The organism is Granulicatella sp. HMSC30F09 (assembly GCF_001806915.1).
Taxonomy (GTDB): Bacteria; Bacillota; Bacilli; order Lactobacillales; family Aerococcaceae; genus Granulicatella; species Granulicatella adiacens.
In genome coordinates this window covers 46829-65314 of record NZ_KV786412.1, presented here as the reverse complement: position 1 = coordinate 65314, position 18486 = coordinate 46829, and the positions used below count along the sequence as shown (strand labels likewise).

Here is an 18486-nt window from a genome sequence, read left to right as displayed (position 1 = left end):
ACCTTCCTTCCCTGCACCATGCGTGCCTCAATATTCCCCTAGCAAACTAGGAAGGGGCCATGGTTTTTCCATAGCCCCAGATAGGAGGATGATGACAAATCTTCATCAAATAATTATGCCTATAGATGCCTTTTGCAAGTATAGTTGAAAGGATTAAATAATTGGATATACAGTTACCATAATTATCTCTATTTGCCTCTTCATCCCTCTACACTCATGAATATTTTACCAAAATTACCATCTTTTTGCAAACGGTTCATTTTTGATTTTGGATACGAAATTTTTATTTTTTTATCAGCTAATAGCTCGTCTATGAACTCCCAAATGCAAGCCTCCATCTGACTTTCTGGATTTGAGACCGGGCGCAAGAATGGTCGCAAGATTTCTTTCACTCTTTCAATAAAACCCATCATTTCGACATCTCCACCAAAAGACATTTGTTTCAACAATATCCACGCATATCCCTTCCACACAAGATTAGGCACCTTAAACGTCTCCGTATAAATCGGGAACGTTAAGAAAGAATCGGGAAGGTCTTCTATGGTTTGACGGCATCGGTATAACTTTACGAGAAATGCCCTCGTGAGTGGAGACGCTAATTTCTTAAAAAGCATTGTGTCCCTTGACGTCCATTTCATCTCTCTATTCGGTTTTAAGTGTGCTTTTACAGGAACAGAATCTTCGACAAGCTTCTTCCACTTTTTCCATGAGAACGATAAGAGCGGTACCCGTACTATTTGATAAGTCATTTGCTGAGATCGAGGTTTTATCTTAATTCGCGTATGAAAAATCATCTCCCCCTTCACAAAGAAAATTAAATAATTCCCTAATTGCGGGTGATATTTCATTAGAAAGCTAAAGGTATCTGTCAATTTATGCTGACTCTCATAATTCTCCCCTAAAATCCACTGAACTGACATTCCAATTTCATTTAAATGTTTCGTCCGCTCTACGATATCCTCAGGAGAAATTACGCTACATTGATACTCAATGCACCAAGCATTCTTGCCTTCTGTGACGACGATATCTGGAATCTGTTCAATAGACGACACATACGGCTCTAACTCAGCATGAAAGCCATGACTCTTCAAACTCTCTAGTAGTAGGTGTTTTCCTTCTTGATGTGCCTGAGTTTCCTCCTGCCTGTGTTTCTTTGGAATATGCGCAAAGAACACGACTCCATTTCTAGAAACCTTCTTCATCACTTCTTCCCCACACTCTGGACAAAAGCAAACCTCATCTTCCTTTATTTGGGTTGCATGGACTAAATCCCCTGATTTCGTTCGAACAATATTCATTCCCATCACCTCAACAACAGATACGAAAAAACCTCTCTAAGAGACTTAGAGAGGTTTCACTCATTAGATTAAGTTGGCGTCTTTGAGAAGTTCTTCAATCATCGTACCTTTAATTTTCTTAGCAGCACGTTTTTCAAATAATTTCACTAAGAACGGAACTTTCACATCGGCTAATTTCTTACCATCCATCAAGCGGCTTGTTGATTTTGTAAGAACGCGTAAATCGTAAGCTGAAGCGAACACTTCTGGCACCCCACGATCGACATCAAGCAATGTATACACAGCTTCCATCGCTGTACGAACAGAATATTCTGTTGTGAACACTGTATCGCGAGGAGTTTCAGCGAAGTTACCAATGAAGGCAATATTCTTAGAGCCATTTGGAACGACGAGCGGACGGTCGCCATCTTTACGAGCCATGAAGTAGCTTGTGATATAAGGCATGTAGCAAGGAACCGTGTTGCATCCTTCGCTAGCAAATTCATGAATCAATTCTTCTGGAACACCCATGTGGTATAACCATTCTTCGGCAATTTCAATCCCTGTACATTCTTCAATTGGTTTTTCCACATAGTTTCCTTTGATTCCTGAATATAAACCATAAATCCAAACGACTAATTCATCTTTACTTTGTGCTTTAAAGTGTGGTTGACGGTTTAATGTGTAGCTCATCATCCAGTTTGAGTCGCGAACGGTTACGATTCCTCCTGTCACCACTTTTCCGGCATAAGGATCACGTTTTGAGATTTTTTGAATATACTGCGCGATTCGTTTGTCTTTTACAGTTGTTGTAGCTGAAACGAACCAGCTTTGGTCTGGCAAGTTTTCACAGAATACTTCTGGATGTCCGAAGCGTTCATCTTGTTTGGCTAAGTTTTTCCATAGGCTCCATGCTCCACCTAATTCTTTTGAAATTGATGCTGGAGTATTGTTATCCCCATATGTTGTTGCAGCAGTAATACTACCGTTTGTCACGAATACTAAGTCGTTTTCTGTAAGATTGCGTGTTTCTAAAACGCCACCTACTTCTAACACAAGTTCTTTAGCAATCATGTCGCTTCCAACGTGTTCAACAATCACATTTTTAACAACTGTATCGTATTCGAATTGAACATTATGTTTTTTCAAGTAGTTCACGAGTGGTAAAACGAGTGATTCGTATTGGTTGTATTTCGTAAATTTCAATGCAGATAAGTCAGGTAGACCATCGATATGGTGAATGAAACGTAAAATGTAACGGCGCATTTCAATCGCTGAATGCCATTTTTCAAAAGCAAACATGCTAGCCCAGTAAGTCCAGAAGTTTGATTCGAAGAATTCTTCACTGAATACATCGGTAATTTTTAACCCTTGTAATTCAGATTCAGACATCATATATAATTTCACCATTTCTTCGCTTGATTTATCGCTTAAAGTGAATTGTCCATCATCTGGAATGCGTTGTCCTTTGTTTTCAATTACACGACATTTTGAGAAGTTAGGGTCTTCTTTATTAAGCCAGTAGAACTCATCTAGTACAGAGGCATCTTCGACTTCTAGTGAAGGGATTGATCTGAATAAGTCCCATAAACATTCGAAGTGGTCTTCCATTTCACGACCTCCACGAATAATGAATCCGCGTGTTGGGTTTAAGATTCCGTCTAAGCTTCCTCCTGCAAGTGGAAGTTCTTCTAAAATATGAATGTTTTCTCCTTTTATTTGGCCGTCTCTGACTAAGAAAGCAGCTGCTGATAAGGATGCAAGTCCTGAACCAACTAAGTAAGCTGATTTTTGATCAACGCCTTGTGGTTTTTTAGGGCGAGCAAATGCTTCGTAATTTCCGTTTGAATGATACATAGTAATTCCTCCTAGTTCCTGAAAATCAGGTTTTGTTCTTTACATGCATTACTCTACTCCCGTTTTACCAAAAGTACCATAGACAAAAAAATCCCAATGTCCAAACTTTGGACATTGAGATAAAATTGTAAAGTAATTTATTAGGAAACGCGAGCCACAATCGTTCCAATCATAACTTGTTCGATTTTTTCAACAAGTTCTTTAGCCGTGCCTGGCATTTGACGACTAATCCAATCAAGCCCAACCCCAACAAGTGCATACGTATAAAACTCGATCGAAAATTGCACTTGTTCTGCTTCTGCGCCACTTACTTTGATTTCATTAAAAATTAAATCCGTTAAAAATCTTTCTACTTCTCTTTGTAAGAGCCGCTCGACATTTTCTTTACTAACAGAGCGATACGTGTTAAGAACAAAGTTGCGATTATCATCCATATATTGAAACAGTGCCTCCAGGGCATCTTGCCAATTCTCATAAGAAATATTTTCTCCAAGCGTAATATGCGCCTCATTTAAATAGATCCATTCTACTAATTCATATATATCATGGAAATGATTATAAAACGTTTGACGACTAATACCGCACTTCTTCGTTAAATCTTGTACTGTAATTTTCGTCAATGGCCGTTCATTCATTAGTTCTTTTAGCGTATTGGCTAACATCTTTTTCACAACAAGTGTCATTTGTATCCCTCTGTTTCATGAAGAAAAGAGCGGGTTTCCCCACTCTTTATTTTTCTAAATTCTTTTCTTGTACGATATCCCATGAGAAGCCTAAAGCCCCTTCACCAAGGTGAGTTCCAACAACTGGACCAAAATAGGCCAATGATGTTCGTAATTTAGGATATTGTTCTTGCATTTTTTGTCTCCAAGCTTCACCAGCTTCTGGAGCATTTGCATGAATAATGACTAATTCATAGCCATCTCCGTCCGTTGTTCCTGTTTCATCTGCAAATAATTGTTCAATACGTTTCATCGCTTTTTGTTGCGTGCGAATCTTTTCAAATGGAACAATTTTTTTATCGACAAATGTCAAGATTGGCTTAATTTTCAACATAGAACCCACTAATGCAGCCCCTGCAGATAAACGTCCACCGCGTTGTAAATTGCTTAAATCATCAACGATAAAGTAGGCTGTCGTACGATCAACTAATCGTTGAACAGTTTCTAAAATTTCTGAAGGAGAATACTCTCCAGATTTTGCCATTACCGCTGCTAATTTTACAGCTCTTGCTTGAGGTGCACAACTAATCCCTGAATCAATTGGATAAATCGGCACTTCATCTTTCATGTCATCGGCCACAGCCACACAAGTTTGATAAGTCCCACTAATTCCGCTAGAAATAGTAATAGGAATAATAGCATCATAATCTTTTGCAAGTTCGCGGAATAATTCGTAAGTTTCTCCTACTGGTGGTTGTGTACTCGTTGGAAAGATTGAAGAAGATTTTACTTTTGCATAAAATTCTTCAGATGAAATATCTATATCTTCACGATACGTCTCTTGTCCAAAAATAACAGACAACGGCATCACATATACATTTAGCTCGGCTAATTCTTCTTTCGTTAAATAAGCTGTACTATCTGTAACGACAGCAATTTTCATCTATCCAACTCCTTTCACATTTGAAATTAAGTGAACTTTAAAGTCAAAAAAACTTCAAAACTCCTACATTCAAGTATAACAAAAAATAAATACCTGCGCAATGAATGGTAAGTTTTCTAAAAGAAGCTTAACAATACTTGCTCATCCATCAAATTGCAGTATAATAGAAGACATAGTAATTTTTTTGGAGGTATTATGGAACAAAGATCTACGCAACATCAATTAGATAAACAAAAGAAAAATGACTGGTTTTTACGATTCTTCAAAGGAATGTTCATCGGTTCAGGATTTATCCTCCCTGGTGTCAGCGGTGGTGCACTTGCTGCTATCTTTGGACTTTATGAACGCATGATTGCTTTCCTCGCAAACGTGACAAAAGACTTCAAGAAGAACGTATTATTCTTCTTACCAGTCGGAATCGGTGCTCTAGCAGGTATCGTTGTCTTATCATTTGGCGTAAGTTACTTACTTGGAAACTTTGAAACAATCATCCTGTGGTTCTTCATCGGATGTATCGTAGGAACAATCCCTGCTCTTTGGAAAGAAGCTGGAAAAGAAGGTCGCTCAACACGCGATATTATCATTCTGATTGCTTCATTTGTCGGCGGATGCTTACTCCTTTACTTAGGTGAAAATGCAATTGGCGGTAGCGTTGAAGCTAACTTCTTCACTTGGATGATTGCCGGTGGATTAATCGCTCTTGGAATTATCGTTCCTGGACTTAGCCCATCAAACTTCATCGTATATATGGGGATGTACAAACAAATGTCAGATGGTTTCAAAACATTAGATATGAGTGTGATTCTTCCAATCGCATTAGGTGGACTTGTAACATTAGCTCTCTTCTCAAAACTTGTACACTACATCTTTAAGAAAGCTTATCCACAATTATTCCACTTCATTTTCGGAATCGTGCTTGCTTCAACTGTAATGATCATCCCAACAAACTACGCTGGATTTGACATTGTTCAATACCTTGCCTGCGTTGTTATGTTAGGATTTGGAACATGGTTAGGTGCATTTATGGCGAAACTTGAAGACACTTATAAATAACATTTCAAACAGCTTTGCTTCTCGCAAGGCTGTTTTTTTATGTCTCAAATTAACCGTTCTGTTAATTTCCTCTTCTACTTAAAAAAGCAAAATGTAACATATAAGTTACGTAACTTATATGTTACATTTTGCTTTTTTATTAATCATCTTGAACTTTGTCACGAATAGAACTTACAACCTCTCTACTTGAGTAGAATTTTCAACCCAATAGGCGATTTTGGTATTGCACCAGAAAACTAAAAAGAGAATTCGCTTATCAGACATTCATTGAAACCATAGCGGGAAAAACTATCGAATGCGAATTAAAAGCCGTAATGGATAAATCCATAACGGCTTGTTTGAGGCTTCGAAGGAGAAAGACTTCAAGACTTTCTCCGGTATCCCGCTATTTTGTTTCAATAAACAATGGCTGATAATAAGAATTCTCTTTCAAGCACCATCCCTGCTAACACCATAATCGCCGCCCTTGGCGGTTACTAAAGATATTTAGCGCACAAAAAAACTCTCTCGAAGTGAGAGAGTTTGTAAAGTTCTTATTTGAGACCGTATTTTTTGTTGAAACGATCCACACGTCCGTCTGCTTGAGTGAATTTTTGACGACCTGTGTAGAATGGGTGAGAATCAGAAGTGATTTCCACACGTAGTAATGGGTATTCGTTACCGTCTTCCCATACAACAGTTTCACTTGAAGTCTTTGTTGAACCTGATAAGAATTTGAATCCTGTAGTTGTATCCATGAACACTACTGGATGATAATCTGGGTGAATTCCTTGTTTCATTTCTATTCCTCCTGCCCTGAATTATTTGCTAATCCAGAGTTATTTATTTTCGCATGCATAATGCAACACGAATATAATACCATGCTCAAATTGAATTTGCAATAGTTTTATTCTTCCCCTAATTCTAGCCCTGGAACAGCATTCAAATCCATTTTCGCAAAGTCTTTTTGCATGTATTTAGTAAAGGCTGCAGCACCAATCATCGCCGCATTATCTCCACAAAGTGACAATGGCGGGATGGAGAATGTGACTGTTGGATAGTGCTCTTCCATCATCTGTGTCATCGCTGTACGAAGCCCTTTATTGGCAGCCACTCCTCCTGCTAACACGAATTGTTTTACAGGATAGGCTTTAAGCGCACGTCTTGTTTTTTCGACTAAAACTTCTACGACACTGGCTTGGAAACTAGCAGCTAAATCTTCGGGGACAATCTCTTCGCCTTTTTGTTTGGCGTTATGAACACGATTGATGACCGCTGATTTTAATCCACTAAAACTGAAATCAAAATGGTCTTCATGAATCATCGCACGTGGAAAGTCGTAAGTGTCCGTTCCTAGATGAGCTAATTCATCCATTTTCTTTCCACCAGGATAGGGCAAGTTCAAAATACGACCAATCTTATCGTACGCTTCTCCTGCCGCATCATCTCTTGTTTCACCGATAATTTGGAACTTTCCATCTTCTGGCATATACACCAATTCTGTATGCCCTCCGCTGACCACAAGTGCCATTAAAGGAAACTGAAGAGGTTCTACAAGTTGATTAGCATAAATATGCCCTGCCATGTGGTTCACTGCAATCAGTGGTTTTCCACTCGCTAATGCCAAGGCTTTCGCTGCAGAAATCCCAATGAGAAGTGCTCCCACAAGTCCTGGACCGTATGTCACCGCAATAGCATCCATATCATCCAAAGTTTTGCCTGCTTTAGCAAGAGCTTCGTCGATAACCTGCGTAATTTGTTCGACGTGATGGCGGCTGGCAATTTCTGGCACAACTCCGCCAAAACGCATATGACTTTTAATTTGAGAGGCAACAATATTTGAAAGGATGGTATTTCCGTTTTGAATCACGGCTGCACTTGTCTCATCACAACTACTTTCAATTGCTAGAATCAATGTTTCTTTCATATTGTTCCTCCTATCTTTGTTCAATTTCTAAGCGATATTCAATCGCATCTTCTACTGGATCACTATAATAATCTCTTCTCGTATGGAAGGCTTCGAATCCAAGAATTTCATATAAATATTGAGCACGCTTGTTACTCTGGCGTACCTCTAGAAAAACAACTTTAACGTCCTTTTGTTTCAAGTCATATAAGGCCATTTGCCATAAACGTTGTGCCAGCCCTTTACCTTGATAGTCTTTAGCAATTACGATATTCGTTATCGTTGCTTCATCAAGAACTGCTTGGACTCCAAGAAATCCTACTAATTGGCGTTGCATCCATACTCCGTAATACGTGTTTGCTGGATTCTCCAAATCTGCAAGGAAACTCTCGGCGCTCCAATGATTGGGATGCTCGTAATTTTCTTGCACTAACTCAACTAAAGCCTCAGCCATCGCTAAATCAGCTGGTTGAAGTCTTGTAAAAGAGTACTCTGACGAATGGAAGGAAGATGGCGTTTTTGGTGGTAATGTATAGAGCATTTCTACAGCATCCTCATTTTCAGGAGTATAATAATTTTCCTTCGTTCCCATAACGCTATAACCATTCTTTCTATATAAACGAATTGCTTTGGTATTCGATACTCGAGCTTCTAAAGTAATTTCTTTTTTATCAAGGGCTCTTGCAATTTTTTCAATTGCTTTTAACAATAATGTAGCTACATTTAAAAAACGATAATCGTGTAGTACAGCTACATTTGTAATATGTAAATCCGTACTCTCTGTCGTTCTTGCACCGATAAAGCCAACAATATCCTTTTCCACTTCCAGTACGATATAAATGGCATCAGGATTATAGGCAACATCTTTTTCAAGAATATCTTTTGCCCATGGCGACTCTCCGTTATAAGCTGCCTCTTCCACTTCAAAAATACGAGCGGCATCTTCTGGAATTCCAATTCGAATTTTGGCTTGCGCCCCATTTCCAAGAATGACTCTTTTTTCAAAATTTTCAAATTGATTGCGAATCGGTTCTTTCTGTTGCGACCCGTCTAGAAACAGTACTTTGATTTTTTCAAACCACTGAATGAAGCGTTCTTTAAACTCGTTCCACATACACTGACCCCTTTTCTAAAGGATGCTCAGCTTGCCAATTCTCTTCAGCTTCTGCCAGTTTCAAGTACATTGGGACAAATACGTCCGCATCAACAGCTTCCTTATTTCTTCCTAATTCAATGAGCGATGTTGCGTGAGGAATAGCGTCAGGCCCTTCAAGCCACTTCGCCTCACTCGCTCCTTTTTCTACGATTGCATCTTTTGTAATCGATTGTAATTGCCCTACAAAAGTTACTCCCATTGCAAATTCCGGCAACACTTTCAAGAAATCATCCCATGAAATATGTTGCTCTGGAATTACCTTTTTAAAGTCTTTGTCAGTCTTTTGATAGCCTACCGCGAAAATATTCCCACGTCTAGCATCAAAAAAAGGCACAATGACTTCTCCTACTTCGACTTTTGAAGCAAGGTAGGGTAAAAAGACATCGAGACTGGAGACGCCAACAAGTGGAATCCCCAGACTCTTTGCGAGTGTTTTAGCAACAGTAACGCCAATTCGAAGTCCCGTATAAGAACCGGGTCCTTCAGCAACAATAACCTTCGTTAAATCTTTTGCTGTAATGCCGGCTTCTTCAAAAACGGCTTCAATGGTTGGCACAAGGAGAACACTATGTTGCAACGTGTTCTCAATCGTTTGTTCAATCATGGTACCGTTTGTCAGTTCTACAGCGACCGATAATGTCTTATTCGATGTATCTAGTGCGAGGATTGTCATACGGCACTTCCTTTCTAACTATTTCGTAAATTCATGCATGAAGGCGCTAAATGCTTCTTGACCTTCTTTTGTTTGTTTAAAGACGCCTGCATATTCTAATACACGGCAGAATTTTGCACTCACCGCTTTTTGTAAAAATGCGTCTACAGTTTCTTTTGTTGGTGCTTGTGCTTTTAATTCTTTCGCCCATTCTTGGTGAATAGCTGCGACTGCTTCAAGAGGTGCTTCTCCAACGAGATAGTCTCTCACTTCGCGAAGCTCGCGTTCAAGACGTGGCGGCAAAATCGCAAGCCCCATCACTTCAATTAAACCAATATTTTCTTTCTTAATATGTTGTACATCCGCATGTGGATGGAAAATTCCATCTGGGAACTCCTCTGTCGTACGGTTGTTACGTAATACTAAATCAAACTCATACGCATCTCCTTGACGGCGCACGATTGGAGTAATCGCATTATGCGGTTCGCCGTTTGATTCACGTAAGATTTCAAGGTCTTTGTTTTCGTAGTCTTCCCATGCTTTTAAGATATCAACTGCTACTTCAAATACTTCCTCACGATTATTTCCGCGAAGACGAAGCGCAGAAAGTGGCCAGTATAGACGTTCGATTTCAACGGTATCAAACTTCTTAGAAATTCCAGTTTCCAAGACTTTAGCAAGGTTCATTGGGAATACGTAACGTCCCCCTTGATAGTGGTTATGACTTAAAATCGATCCTCCAACAATTGGAAGCCCTGCATTTGACCCTACAAAATAATGTGGGAATTGTGTCACAATTTCAAGAAGTCGGCTAAACGCACCCTCATCCACTTTCATTGGCTCTAGATTTTCAGACAAGAAGATGGCATGCTCTGAATAATAAGCATATGGAGAATAATGGTAGCCCCAAGACTCACCACCAAGTTCCATCCCAACAATACGGTGGTTGGCACGACCTGGCCAATTGATACGACCATGATAGCCTACGTTTTCAAAGCATAAACGGTTGGCAGGATAATTGAAATCCTTCGATTGCGCTGCTTTGATGATTTCTTCTTTCGTTTTTTCTGGTTTTGATAAATTAATCGTGATTTCTAAATCGCCATACTCTGTTTCTCCGTTAAAAGAAATGTTTTTAGCGATATCATTGACCTTAATTAAGTTCAAATCGAGCGCCATTTTATAAAACGCGTCTGTCGCTACTTTAGGCCCTTCTTCGTATTTATTCCAGAATAGACGGTTCAATTCTGAAGGTTTTGGAATCACAAGGTTCATTAGCTCTTGTTCAAGCCAGTCGCGTTCTTCAGCGTCATCTGCAATCCTCCCTGCTTCAACAGATGCTTCAACCACATTCGCCATTGCTTCTAATAGAGATGGTTGATTGATTTCTTTACAAGCCTCAAAAGATTCTTCTCCCACTAAATAAAGCACGCGATTTAATAAATAGCTACGATCCTCTTTTGATACATACCCTGATTCAATCGCACTATTTACAAACTCCTGAATCGCTTGATTCATTTTCATAATCTGGTCCCCCTACCAATTAAAATTCATTTCTATTAATATGCACGTGCAATCCAAACTGTATGCACAGCTGGTTTACCAGTAACAATACATTTTTCTTTTTTCACTGGAGCATTAAATGGAATATTACGAGTTGTAAAGCCTGTTTCTTCTTTAATTTTTGCTTCACTTTCTTCTGTTCCATCCCAACCAACTAATACCCAACCAGGTACTTCGCCAGCTTCGCGTTTTGCTTCGATGTGAGCTTTTAACTCATCCAAAGTATCAATGTTTGTATATTCGTTAGAAGCACGCATCGCACGAGCAGTTTCTAACATACGAACTTGCATTTTATCTAATTCAGATAAAATGGTATCTACTAAACCGTCGAATCCAACTGCTACTTTTTCATCTAAGTCACGCATTTTTGTCATCACTTGATTGTTTTCTAAGTCGCGAGGTCCGCATTCGATACGCATTGGAACACCACGTAATTCCCACTCATTGAATTTGAATCCTGGTGAGTTATCAGTGTCGTCGATTTTCACGCGTAATCCAGCAGCTTTCAATTCTTTTTGAAGCTCTTCTAATTTTTCTAAGATGGCTGGATTTTTCTTCCATGGTCCAACTGGAATTAAGACTACTTGTGTTGGAGCCACTTTTGGAGGTAAAACTAACCCTTGTTCGTCCCCATGAGTCATAATTAATGAACCGATTAAACGAGTAGATACTCCCCATGAAGTTGTATGAGCGTATACATGTTCATTTTCTTTTGTTAAATATTTGATGTCAAACGCTTCAGCGAATTTTGTTCCCATATAATGAGAAGTTCCCGCTTGAACGGCTTTTCCGTCTTTCATCATTGCTTCGATGGAGTAAGTGTCTACTGCCCCTGCGAAACGCTCTGACGGAGTTTTTTGACCTTCGTAAACTGGCACTGCTAATACGCCTTCTACAACTTCTTTATAAACCTCTAACATCTTCATTGTTCTGCGACGTGCATCTTCTTCATCTGCATGCGCTGTATGTCCTTCTTGCCATAAGAATTCTGAAGTACGTAAGAATGGTAAAGTTTTCTTTTCCCAACGGAATACATTTGCCCATTGGTTAATTTCATATGGAAGGTCTCGGTATGAATTAATCCAGTTTGAAAAAGCTGTTCCAATCATTGTTTCACTTGTTGGACGGAGCGCTAAACGTTCTTCTAATTTTTCGCCAGCTGCTTCTGTCACCCATGGTAATTCAGGAGCGAACCCTTCAATGTGGTCTGCTTCTTTTGTGAAGAAGCTTTCTGGAATTAACATTGGGAAGTATGCATTACGAATGCCTTCTTCTTTAAAACGACGGTTAAATTCCTCTTGAATATGTTCCCAGATTTCATATCCGTCTGGTTTGAAAATCATACATCCACGCACTGGTGAATAGTCCATTAAATCTGCTTTTTGAATGGTTTGAATATACCATTTAGAGAAATCTTCTCTTTGTAAGTTTGTTTTTTCTGCCATCTGCTTAGCTCCTTTTCATTTTTTGTGAAATAAAAAAAGCCACTCCCCTAAAAAGGACGAATGACTCGCGGTACCACCTTAATTACACTTACTTTGTAAATGTCTCTTTAACATTGATAACGATGATTTCACCGGATTATTTTCATAATCACCTCGTTTGGTAGGTTCAGTTAAAGAGCGGGGGTTCTTTCTCAGCAATCAGAACTTTCTGTACCCATCATTTCACTTACTTTTCCAAATCCTATCCTACTCTAAACACACTCGTAAAGCAAGTGTTTTCTTGCTGTAAACTAGTCGTTTTTTGCTGTTTGCTCTATGTACTCCATCAAGTTCGTTGAATGCTGGTATTTAATAGCCGCACTTAAGTCTTTTTCTAAGATGACTTTCTCTAAATCAATTCCGTTTACTCCTGCAATAGCAATCGTATAATGAATTACGTCCGCCAGTTCTTTCCCTAATTCTTCAATCACAGCTTCTTTATCTCCATCTTTTCTTCCGTCTCGAATGCTAATTTGTTCAGCAACTTCACCAATTTCTTCCACTAATTTAATAAAAAGTCCTTGATCATTGTTTCTATTCTTATATACATTTTCTAAGTACTCTTGATACTTTTTAATCGTTAGTTTTGACATCTTCTCACGCTCCAAAAAATAGCAATAGACTCTATGTCTATTGCTATTTTACATAATTTATTGAGGCAAATAAAGACAGATACTGCAGAGATTTATGAGCCATTTCTTGGCGCGATGGCCCGTATCCTGTGTAGTTGAACTCGCCATCGCAGAAATGGCGTGCGTTTCCCGAAATATCCGCACGGCTGCCCCAGCCGCTTTCGGTATTCCGGTCCAACGTTCCATTTCTGGGCGCGATGGCTCGTATCCTATCGTTTATCTATTGCTTTGACGGTTAAATCTCCAATAATTTGAATGATGAATACTAAAACAAGGATAGCTATTGTTGCCACAAAAATGATATCTTGTTTGTTTCTAGTAAATCCAATCATATAAGCAAGGTTTCCTAAGCCTCCTGCTCCTATTGCACCGGCTACAGCAGTAGAACCTACAAGTGCAATGGCGGTTACCGTAATTCCTGAGACAAGAGCTGGTAAAGATTCTGGAATTAAAACCTTTGTGATAATTTGGCGAGTATTCGCCCCCATCGACTCAGCTGCTTCAATCACTCCAGAAGGAATTTCATTTAAAGCAATATCGACTAGTCGAGCATAGAATGGAGCTGCACTAATCACTAAGGTTGGAATTGCCCCTTTTGGACCAATAATAGTGGTCATAATCGCCTTTGTAAATGGCATCAGCAAGGTTAACAAGATAATAAACGGAATAGAGCGGAACACATTGATAATGCCTCCTAAAATAAAATGAACAAACTTATTTTGGAGACTACGTCCTTTCCCCGTTAAAAATAGCAAAATACCTAGTAGCAAACCAATGACAAAAACATAAAAAGTTGGAATAAAGGTCATATATAATGTTTCATTAGTCGCCTTGATCACTTCATTCCAATTCACGTTTTCAAAAGAAAACATTTGTTGAAACAATTCTTCTATACTCGTTTGAGCTAAAAATACATTAAACATTCTCTAACACCTCCACAATAATTTCTGCTTTTTGAAGGTATTGAATAACTGCTTCTGCTTTTTCTTCGTTTTCTTCAATCAGAATAATCATACTACCCAGCACACCTTTTTGGGTTATATTCACTTTTGCTTGTAAAATTGATACAGTCGCATCTAGTTTTCGAATTGCTTCGGATAGAACAGCATCTCCTGTTCGATCTCCTAAATATTGAATACGCACGACTACACCAGGACGAAGAGAGGTCGCTAAGTGACTAAATACTTCTTCCATTTCGTCTTCCACTCGTTCTTCCCCAACGAATTGTTTTGTAATAGGTTGTTTAGGATTCTTGAATACTTCAATAACCTCCCCACTCTCAACCACTCGACCTTCTTCCATCACGGCTACACGATGACAAATTTGACGAACAACATGCATTTCGTGTGTAATCAACACAATCGTCAAACCTAATCTCTCATTGATTTCTACTAGCAATTGAAGAATATCTTTGGTCGTTTTAGGATCCAAAGCACTCGTTGCTTCATCACAAAGTAATACTTCCGGATCATTTGCAAGAGCACGAGCGATTCCCACACGTTGCTTTTGTCCCCCGGATAATTCTGAAGGATAAGCTTTTTCACGATCACTTAAGCCCACTAATTCAATCAATTCTTTCACTTTACGATTACGGGCATCTTTAGCAACGCCTGCAATTTCTAGAGAAAAAGCAATATTTTCTTCCACGGTTCTAGACCAAAGTAGGTTAAAATGTTGGAAAATCATCGCAATTTTTTGGCGTTCTTTTAATAAAGCTTTTCGTTTTAATTTGGTAATGTCTTTTCCATTGATAGAAATTTGTCCACTAGTAACTGATTCTAACCCATTCAACAAACGGATGAGTGTACTTTTACCAGCACCTGAAAAACCAATAATCCCAAAAATTTCCCCTCGGCTAATTTCTAAAGAGACATCTTTCACTGCCTCAACCGTGCCTTGTTTTGCTTTATAAGTTTTCGACACGTGTTCCACTTTAATCATCTCTTCACTCCTTCAACTGTTAAAAAGAGTGGAAAGTCCAAGGCACATCCCTTAACGGCTTTCCACTCCTCTTGTTTCTATTAAATAGTATATCACATTATTTCGCAGGAACTACAGAACCATCTGTATATTTCTCACTAATAAATTTACGGATTTCGTCACTTTGCAACACTTTAATCAATGCTTTAATTTTTGCACTATCTTTTTCTGACGGTTTTACTGCAATTAAGTTCGCATATGGAGAACTTTGATCTTCTAAAGCAATTGAGTCTTTAACTGGTGAAAGTTTTGCATCAATTGCAAAGTTTGAGTTAATAATTACTGCATCCCCTTCATTTGCTTCATAAGTAGAAACTAGTAATTCAGGAGCAATTTCAGTTTTAATTTGGATGTTTTTTGGATTCTCCGCAATATCGCTTAGTCCTGCAGTAACTGGGTTAACGCCCTCTTTTAATTTAATTAAACCAGCTTTTGTAAAGAAGCTTAAGAAACGTCCTACTTCAGCAGGATTCGTTGAAGCATAAACTACAGCATTTTCTGGTAATTCTTGGATTGATTTGTATTTCTTAGAATAAATTGCCATTGGTTCAATGTGTACATTCCCAACTGATACTAAGTCTTGACCGTGCTCTTTATTGAATTTTTCAAGATATGGGGTATGTTGGAAGTAGTTTGCATCAGCATCTCCACCATAAACAATATTATTTGGAGTCACATAGTCGTTGACGATATTAATTTCTAATTCATAACCTTCTTTTGCTAAAATCGGTTTTGCAGCTTCTAAAATTTCAGCATGAGGTGCTGGTGAAGCAACTACCGTAATTTTTTTATCTTCTGATTTTTCTGCTGTTGTTGTTTTTGACTCTCCTGATTGAGAATTATTGTTTCCGCACGCTACTAGTGCTGTAGCTACAAGTCCTAAAGTCGCTGTTTTAAAGATTTTTGATAATTTCATATTTTTCTCTCCTTATTATTCCATAATTCATTTTGGAAACCCACATGCGCGCGTCGGGATTTCCACCAGATGGATGCATGATTGATTTGGTTTTGGGCCATAAAAAAAGCTTCTCCTCTATTTTAGAGGCGAAGTTTCGCGTTACCACTCTAGTTCCAATGAACCTCACAGTTCATTGCTTAAAAAGTACATTGCATTTGCAAGATACTTTTGTACTTTATCGAGTACAAGACGCAAAAGCTTGATCACCTTTGTTGCTCCCAGACCATTTTCAATAAAGTGCCCTGTATCCTTTCTCACCATCCGGATTCTCTTTCACATTCTTCTCTATTTACTTATCTGTTCATTGCATTGTTTTATCTGATGAAATTACTATAAACGATGAGCTATCTTGGAGTCAATGCAAAAAGCGTTATTTATATATATCAGTTTCTTTGAACTCGTTATAACTATTATGCATATTAAAAATAAAAAAGATGAGCATCTCTGCTCACCTTTAGTTTAAGATTTATTTCTTTAAGAATCTTCTCATTGAAAGAATAGAACCAAAAGCTCCGATAGTGATACCGATAGCAGCCATGGCCAATGAGACATAAATTAAGAATGGATTAGGATCAAGTAAGCTAAAACTTGAACCAGAGAAGAAGTCTGATCCACCTTTATAAATCCATAGATAGATTGACCATACTAATCCGATTGGAATAATAGAACCAAGTAATCCAATCATCCCACCTTCTAAGAAGAAAGGCCAGCGAATATACGCCTTTGTAGCTCCTACTAAGCGCATAATCTCAATTTCAGTTCTTCTTGAGTAGATTGTTGAGCGAATCGTATTAGAGATTAAGAACATTGCTAACGCTAATAGCCCCACAATAATGACAGCACCGATGTTTCGAGCTGTAGCAATAATTCGGAATAAATTATCTGCACGAGCTTCACCATAACGAACACGTGCTACGTAATCCATACCTTCAATCGCTTTAGCAACTGCGCTTGTTTTTTGAGGTTCTTTTGCTTTTACGTCAAAAGCATTACGAAGTGGATTTCCATCATTTTTAAACAATGAAAATTCTTCAGCAAAGCTCTTTGTTACATCTTCTAATTCTTCATCTTTTGAACGGAATGTTACAGATTCTACATCCGCTAATTCTTTAATTTTCGCTTCTAATTGATCTGTCTTTTCCTGATCTGCTGCCAAATCAATATATACACGAACATTAACGTCATTTTCAATATCTGATCCAATTTTGTTCACATTAAATAGTAGTGAAACAAACACACCAACGATTAAAAGAATCATTGATACCGCAGAAACCGAACCAAACGTCATTAATCCGTTTCTGAAAAGACTCTTGAAGGCGTCACGTATATGACGACCCATCGTTCTAATCTTCATATCCGTATTCCCCCTGTTCTTGGTCACGAACAATTTGTCCACTTTCAATGGCTAAAACACGATGTTTTTTCTCATTTACGATTTGACTATTATGAGTCGCCATCACAATTGTAGTTCCTTGTTCATTAATTCTTTCTAAAATATCCATAATTTCCATAGATGTATCCGGATCTAGGTTTCCTGTAGGCTCATCGGCAATTAAAATTCCCGGAGTATTCACAATTGCTCGAGCAATCGCTACACGTTGTTGTTCCCCACCAGATAATTCATTTGGGAAGTTATTCATACGGTGTTTTAAATTTACTAATTCTAACACTTCGTCTACACGGCGTTTAATTTCGCGAGGAGATTTTTCAATTACTTCCATCGCATATGCCACGTTTTCATAAACTGTTTTATGTTGTAAAAGTTTAAAATCTTGGAATACGACACCAACATAACGACGTAAGAATGGAATTTGACGATCTTTAATCTTCATCAAATCATATTTTCCCACACGAATTCTACCCTTTGTCGCTTTTTCTTCACGATACATCATTTTAATGAAAGTTGATTTTCCTGCACCAGAAGGTCCTACTACATAAACGAATTCTCCATCTTTAATTTGAATGGATAGATTATTAATAGCAGTAATGCCTTTATTATATTTCTTAGTTACATTCATCATTTCAATCATAAACTCACCAGCTTTCTAATCCTACGATTTTTTTAATCTTCACTATTATAGCACCCTAATATTACAACACCTTCACATAAGATTACAGAAATATTAAATTAAGGATACGAGGGCGAACGCTCAGAGCCGAATCATTGGAAACAAACACCGCAAGGGACTTGGAACAAGTCGTGCGGATGTTTGTTGAAATGGACGTCGGCTCTGTGAGCTCGAGTTCAACTTCAGGATACGAGGGAGAGAGACAGAAGCCAGGAATAACCTCACAGTGTGAGGTTATTCTTCTCTATCTAACTCCAAATCGTTCCTAATAGAACGATTTCCACACAGTTTATTAGACTTTCTTGAATCACGAGT

At 38.4% G+C, this 18486-nt stretch carries 17 protein-coding genes and 1 other annotated feature; of the genes, 1 reads left to right on the top strand and 16 read right to left on the bottom strand.

What is annotated here, in order from left to right:
- Window positions 1-200: 200 nt before the first annotated feature.
- The 4 genes from HMPREF3103_RS01870 to HMPREF3103_RS01855 form a co-directional block, all read right to left on the bottom strand.
- Window positions 201-1298, bottom strand: coding sequence for a competence protein CoiA (locus tag HMPREF3103_RS01870; RefSeq protein WP_049555824.1), 1098 nt, complete (start codon window positions 1296-1298; stop codon window positions 201-203).
- 63 nt (window positions 1299-1361) lie between these two features.
- Entirely contained in the window at window positions 1362-3134 is a 1773-nt protein-coding gene (locus HMPREF3103_RS01865) for an oleate hydratase (RefSeq protein ID WP_070437019.1), read from the bottom strand.
- 140 nt (window positions 3135-3274) lie between these two features.
- On the bottom strand, window positions 3275-3817 hold the full coding sequence (locus tag HMPREF3103_RS01860; protein ID WP_070437018.1) for a TetR/AcrR family transcriptional regulator C-terminal domain-containing protein: 543 nt from the start codon (window positions 3815-3817) through the stop codon (window positions 3275-3277).
- Between the two features lie 46 nt (window positions 3818-3863).
- The gene (locus HMPREF3103_RS01855) at window positions 3864-4739 is read right to left on the bottom strand and encodes a DegV family protein (protein ID WP_049555827.1); all 876 of its coding nucleotides are present in this window, start codon (window positions 4737-4739) and stop codon (window positions 3864-3866) included.
- A 195-nt stretch (window positions 4740-4934) separates the two neighbouring features.
- Between HMPREF3103_RS01855 and HMPREF3103_RS01850 the strand changes: the two genes are divergently transcribed.
- Window positions 4935-5792 carry a DUF368 domain-containing protein gene (locus HMPREF3103_RS01850; RefSeq protein ID WP_049555828.1) on the top strand — a complete coding sequence of 286 codons (858 nt, stop codon included), beginning with the start codon at window positions 4935-4937 and terminating at the stop codon, window positions 5790-5792.
- A 533-nt stretch (window positions 5793-6325) separates the two neighbouring features.
- Here HMPREF3103_RS01850 and HMPREF3103_RS01845 read toward each other — a convergent pair.
- The 12 genes from HMPREF3103_RS01845 to ftsE form a co-directional block, all read right to left on the bottom strand.
- Window positions 6326-6571 (bottom strand): type B 50S ribosomal protein L31, encoded by a 246-nt coding sequence (locus tag HMPREF3103_RS01845; protein WP_005604946.1) that lies wholly within the window; start codon window positions 6569-6571, stop codon window positions 6326-6328.
- Window positions 6572-6678: 107 nt separating this feature from the next.
- Window positions 6679-7698: a tRNA (adenosine(37)-N6)-threonylcarbamoyltransferase complex transferase subunit TsaD gene (gene tsaD / locus HMPREF3103_RS01840; RefSeq protein ID WP_005604945.1), complete on the bottom strand. Its 1020-nt coding sequence runs from the start codon at window positions 7696-7698 to the stop codon at window positions 6679-6681.
- A 10-nt stretch (window positions 7699-7708) separates the two neighbouring features.
- Window positions 7709-8791, bottom strand: coding sequence for a ribosomal protein S18-alanine N-acetyltransferase (rimI, locus tag HMPREF3103_RS01835; protein WP_070437017.1), 1083 nt, complete (start codon window positions 8789-8791; stop codon window positions 7709-7711).
- The gene (gene tsaB, locus HMPREF3103_RS01830) at window positions 8775-9506 is read right to left on the bottom strand and encodes a tRNA (adenosine(37)-N6)-threonylcarbamoyltransferase complex dimerization subunit type 1 TsaB (protein ID WP_070437016.1); all 732 of its coding nucleotides are present in this window, start codon (window positions 9504-9506) and stop codon (window positions 8775-8777) included. The genes rimI and tsaB overlap by 17 nt, the downstream gene beginning before the upstream one ends.
- Before the next feature lie 18 nt (window positions 9507-9524).
- Window positions 9525-11009, bottom strand: coding sequence for a UDP-glucose--hexose-1-phosphate uridylyltransferase (locus tag HMPREF3103_RS01825; RefSeq protein WP_070437015.1), 1485 nt, complete (start codon window positions 11007-11009; stop codon window positions 9525-9527).
- 35 nt (window positions 11010-11044) lie between these two features.
- Window positions 11045-12493, bottom strand: a complete 1449-nt coding sequence (proS, locus tag HMPREF3103_RS01820) for a proline--tRNA ligase (RefSeq protein WP_070437014.1) — start codon at window positions 12491-12493, stop codon at window positions 11045-11047.
- A 49-nt stretch (window positions 12494-12542) separates the two neighbouring features.
- Window positions 12543-12745 (bottom strand) — a binding site (T-box leader).
- 38 nt (window positions 12746-12783) lie between these two features.
- A complete protein-coding gene (locus tag HMPREF3103_RS01815; protein WP_005604940.1) occupies window positions 12784-13125 on the bottom strand; it encodes a MazG nucleotide pyrophosphohydrolase domain-containing protein in 342 nt (113 codons plus the stop codon).
- Window positions 13126-13373: 248 nt separating this feature from the next.
- Window positions 13374-14087 (bottom strand): methionine ABC transporter permease, encoded by a 714-nt coding sequence (locus tag HMPREF3103_RS01810; RefSeq protein ID WP_070437013.1) that lies wholly within the window; start codon window positions 14085-14087, stop codon window positions 13374-13376.
- Complete coding sequence (locus tag HMPREF3103_RS01805; protein ID WP_049555837.1) at window positions 14080-15105, bottom strand: methionine ABC transporter ATP-binding protein; 1026 nt, start codon at window positions 15103-15105, stop codon at window positions 14080-14082. The genes HMPREF3103_RS01810 and HMPREF3103_RS01805 overlap by 8 nt, the downstream gene beginning before the upstream one ends.
- Window positions 15106-15202: 97 nt before the next feature.
- A complete protein-coding gene (locus HMPREF3103_RS01800; RefSeq protein WP_049555838.1) occupies window positions 15203-16060 on the bottom strand; it encodes a MetQ/NlpA family ABC transporter substrate-binding protein in 858 nt (285 codons plus the stop codon).
- A gap of 508 nt (window positions 16061-16568) precedes the next feature.
- Entirely contained in the window at window positions 16569-17456 is an 888-nt protein-coding gene (ftsX, locus tag HMPREF3103_RS01795; protein WP_005604931.1) for a permease-like cell division protein FtsX, read from the bottom strand.
- Window positions 17446-18132, bottom strand: coding sequence for a cell division ATP-binding protein FtsE (gene ftsE / locus HMPREF3103_RS01790; RefSeq protein ID WP_049555840.1), 687 nt, complete (start codon window positions 18130-18132; stop codon window positions 17446-17448). The genes ftsX and ftsE overlap by 11 nt, the downstream gene beginning before the upstream one ends.
- Between the last annotated feature and the right edge of the window lie 354 nt (window positions 18133-18486).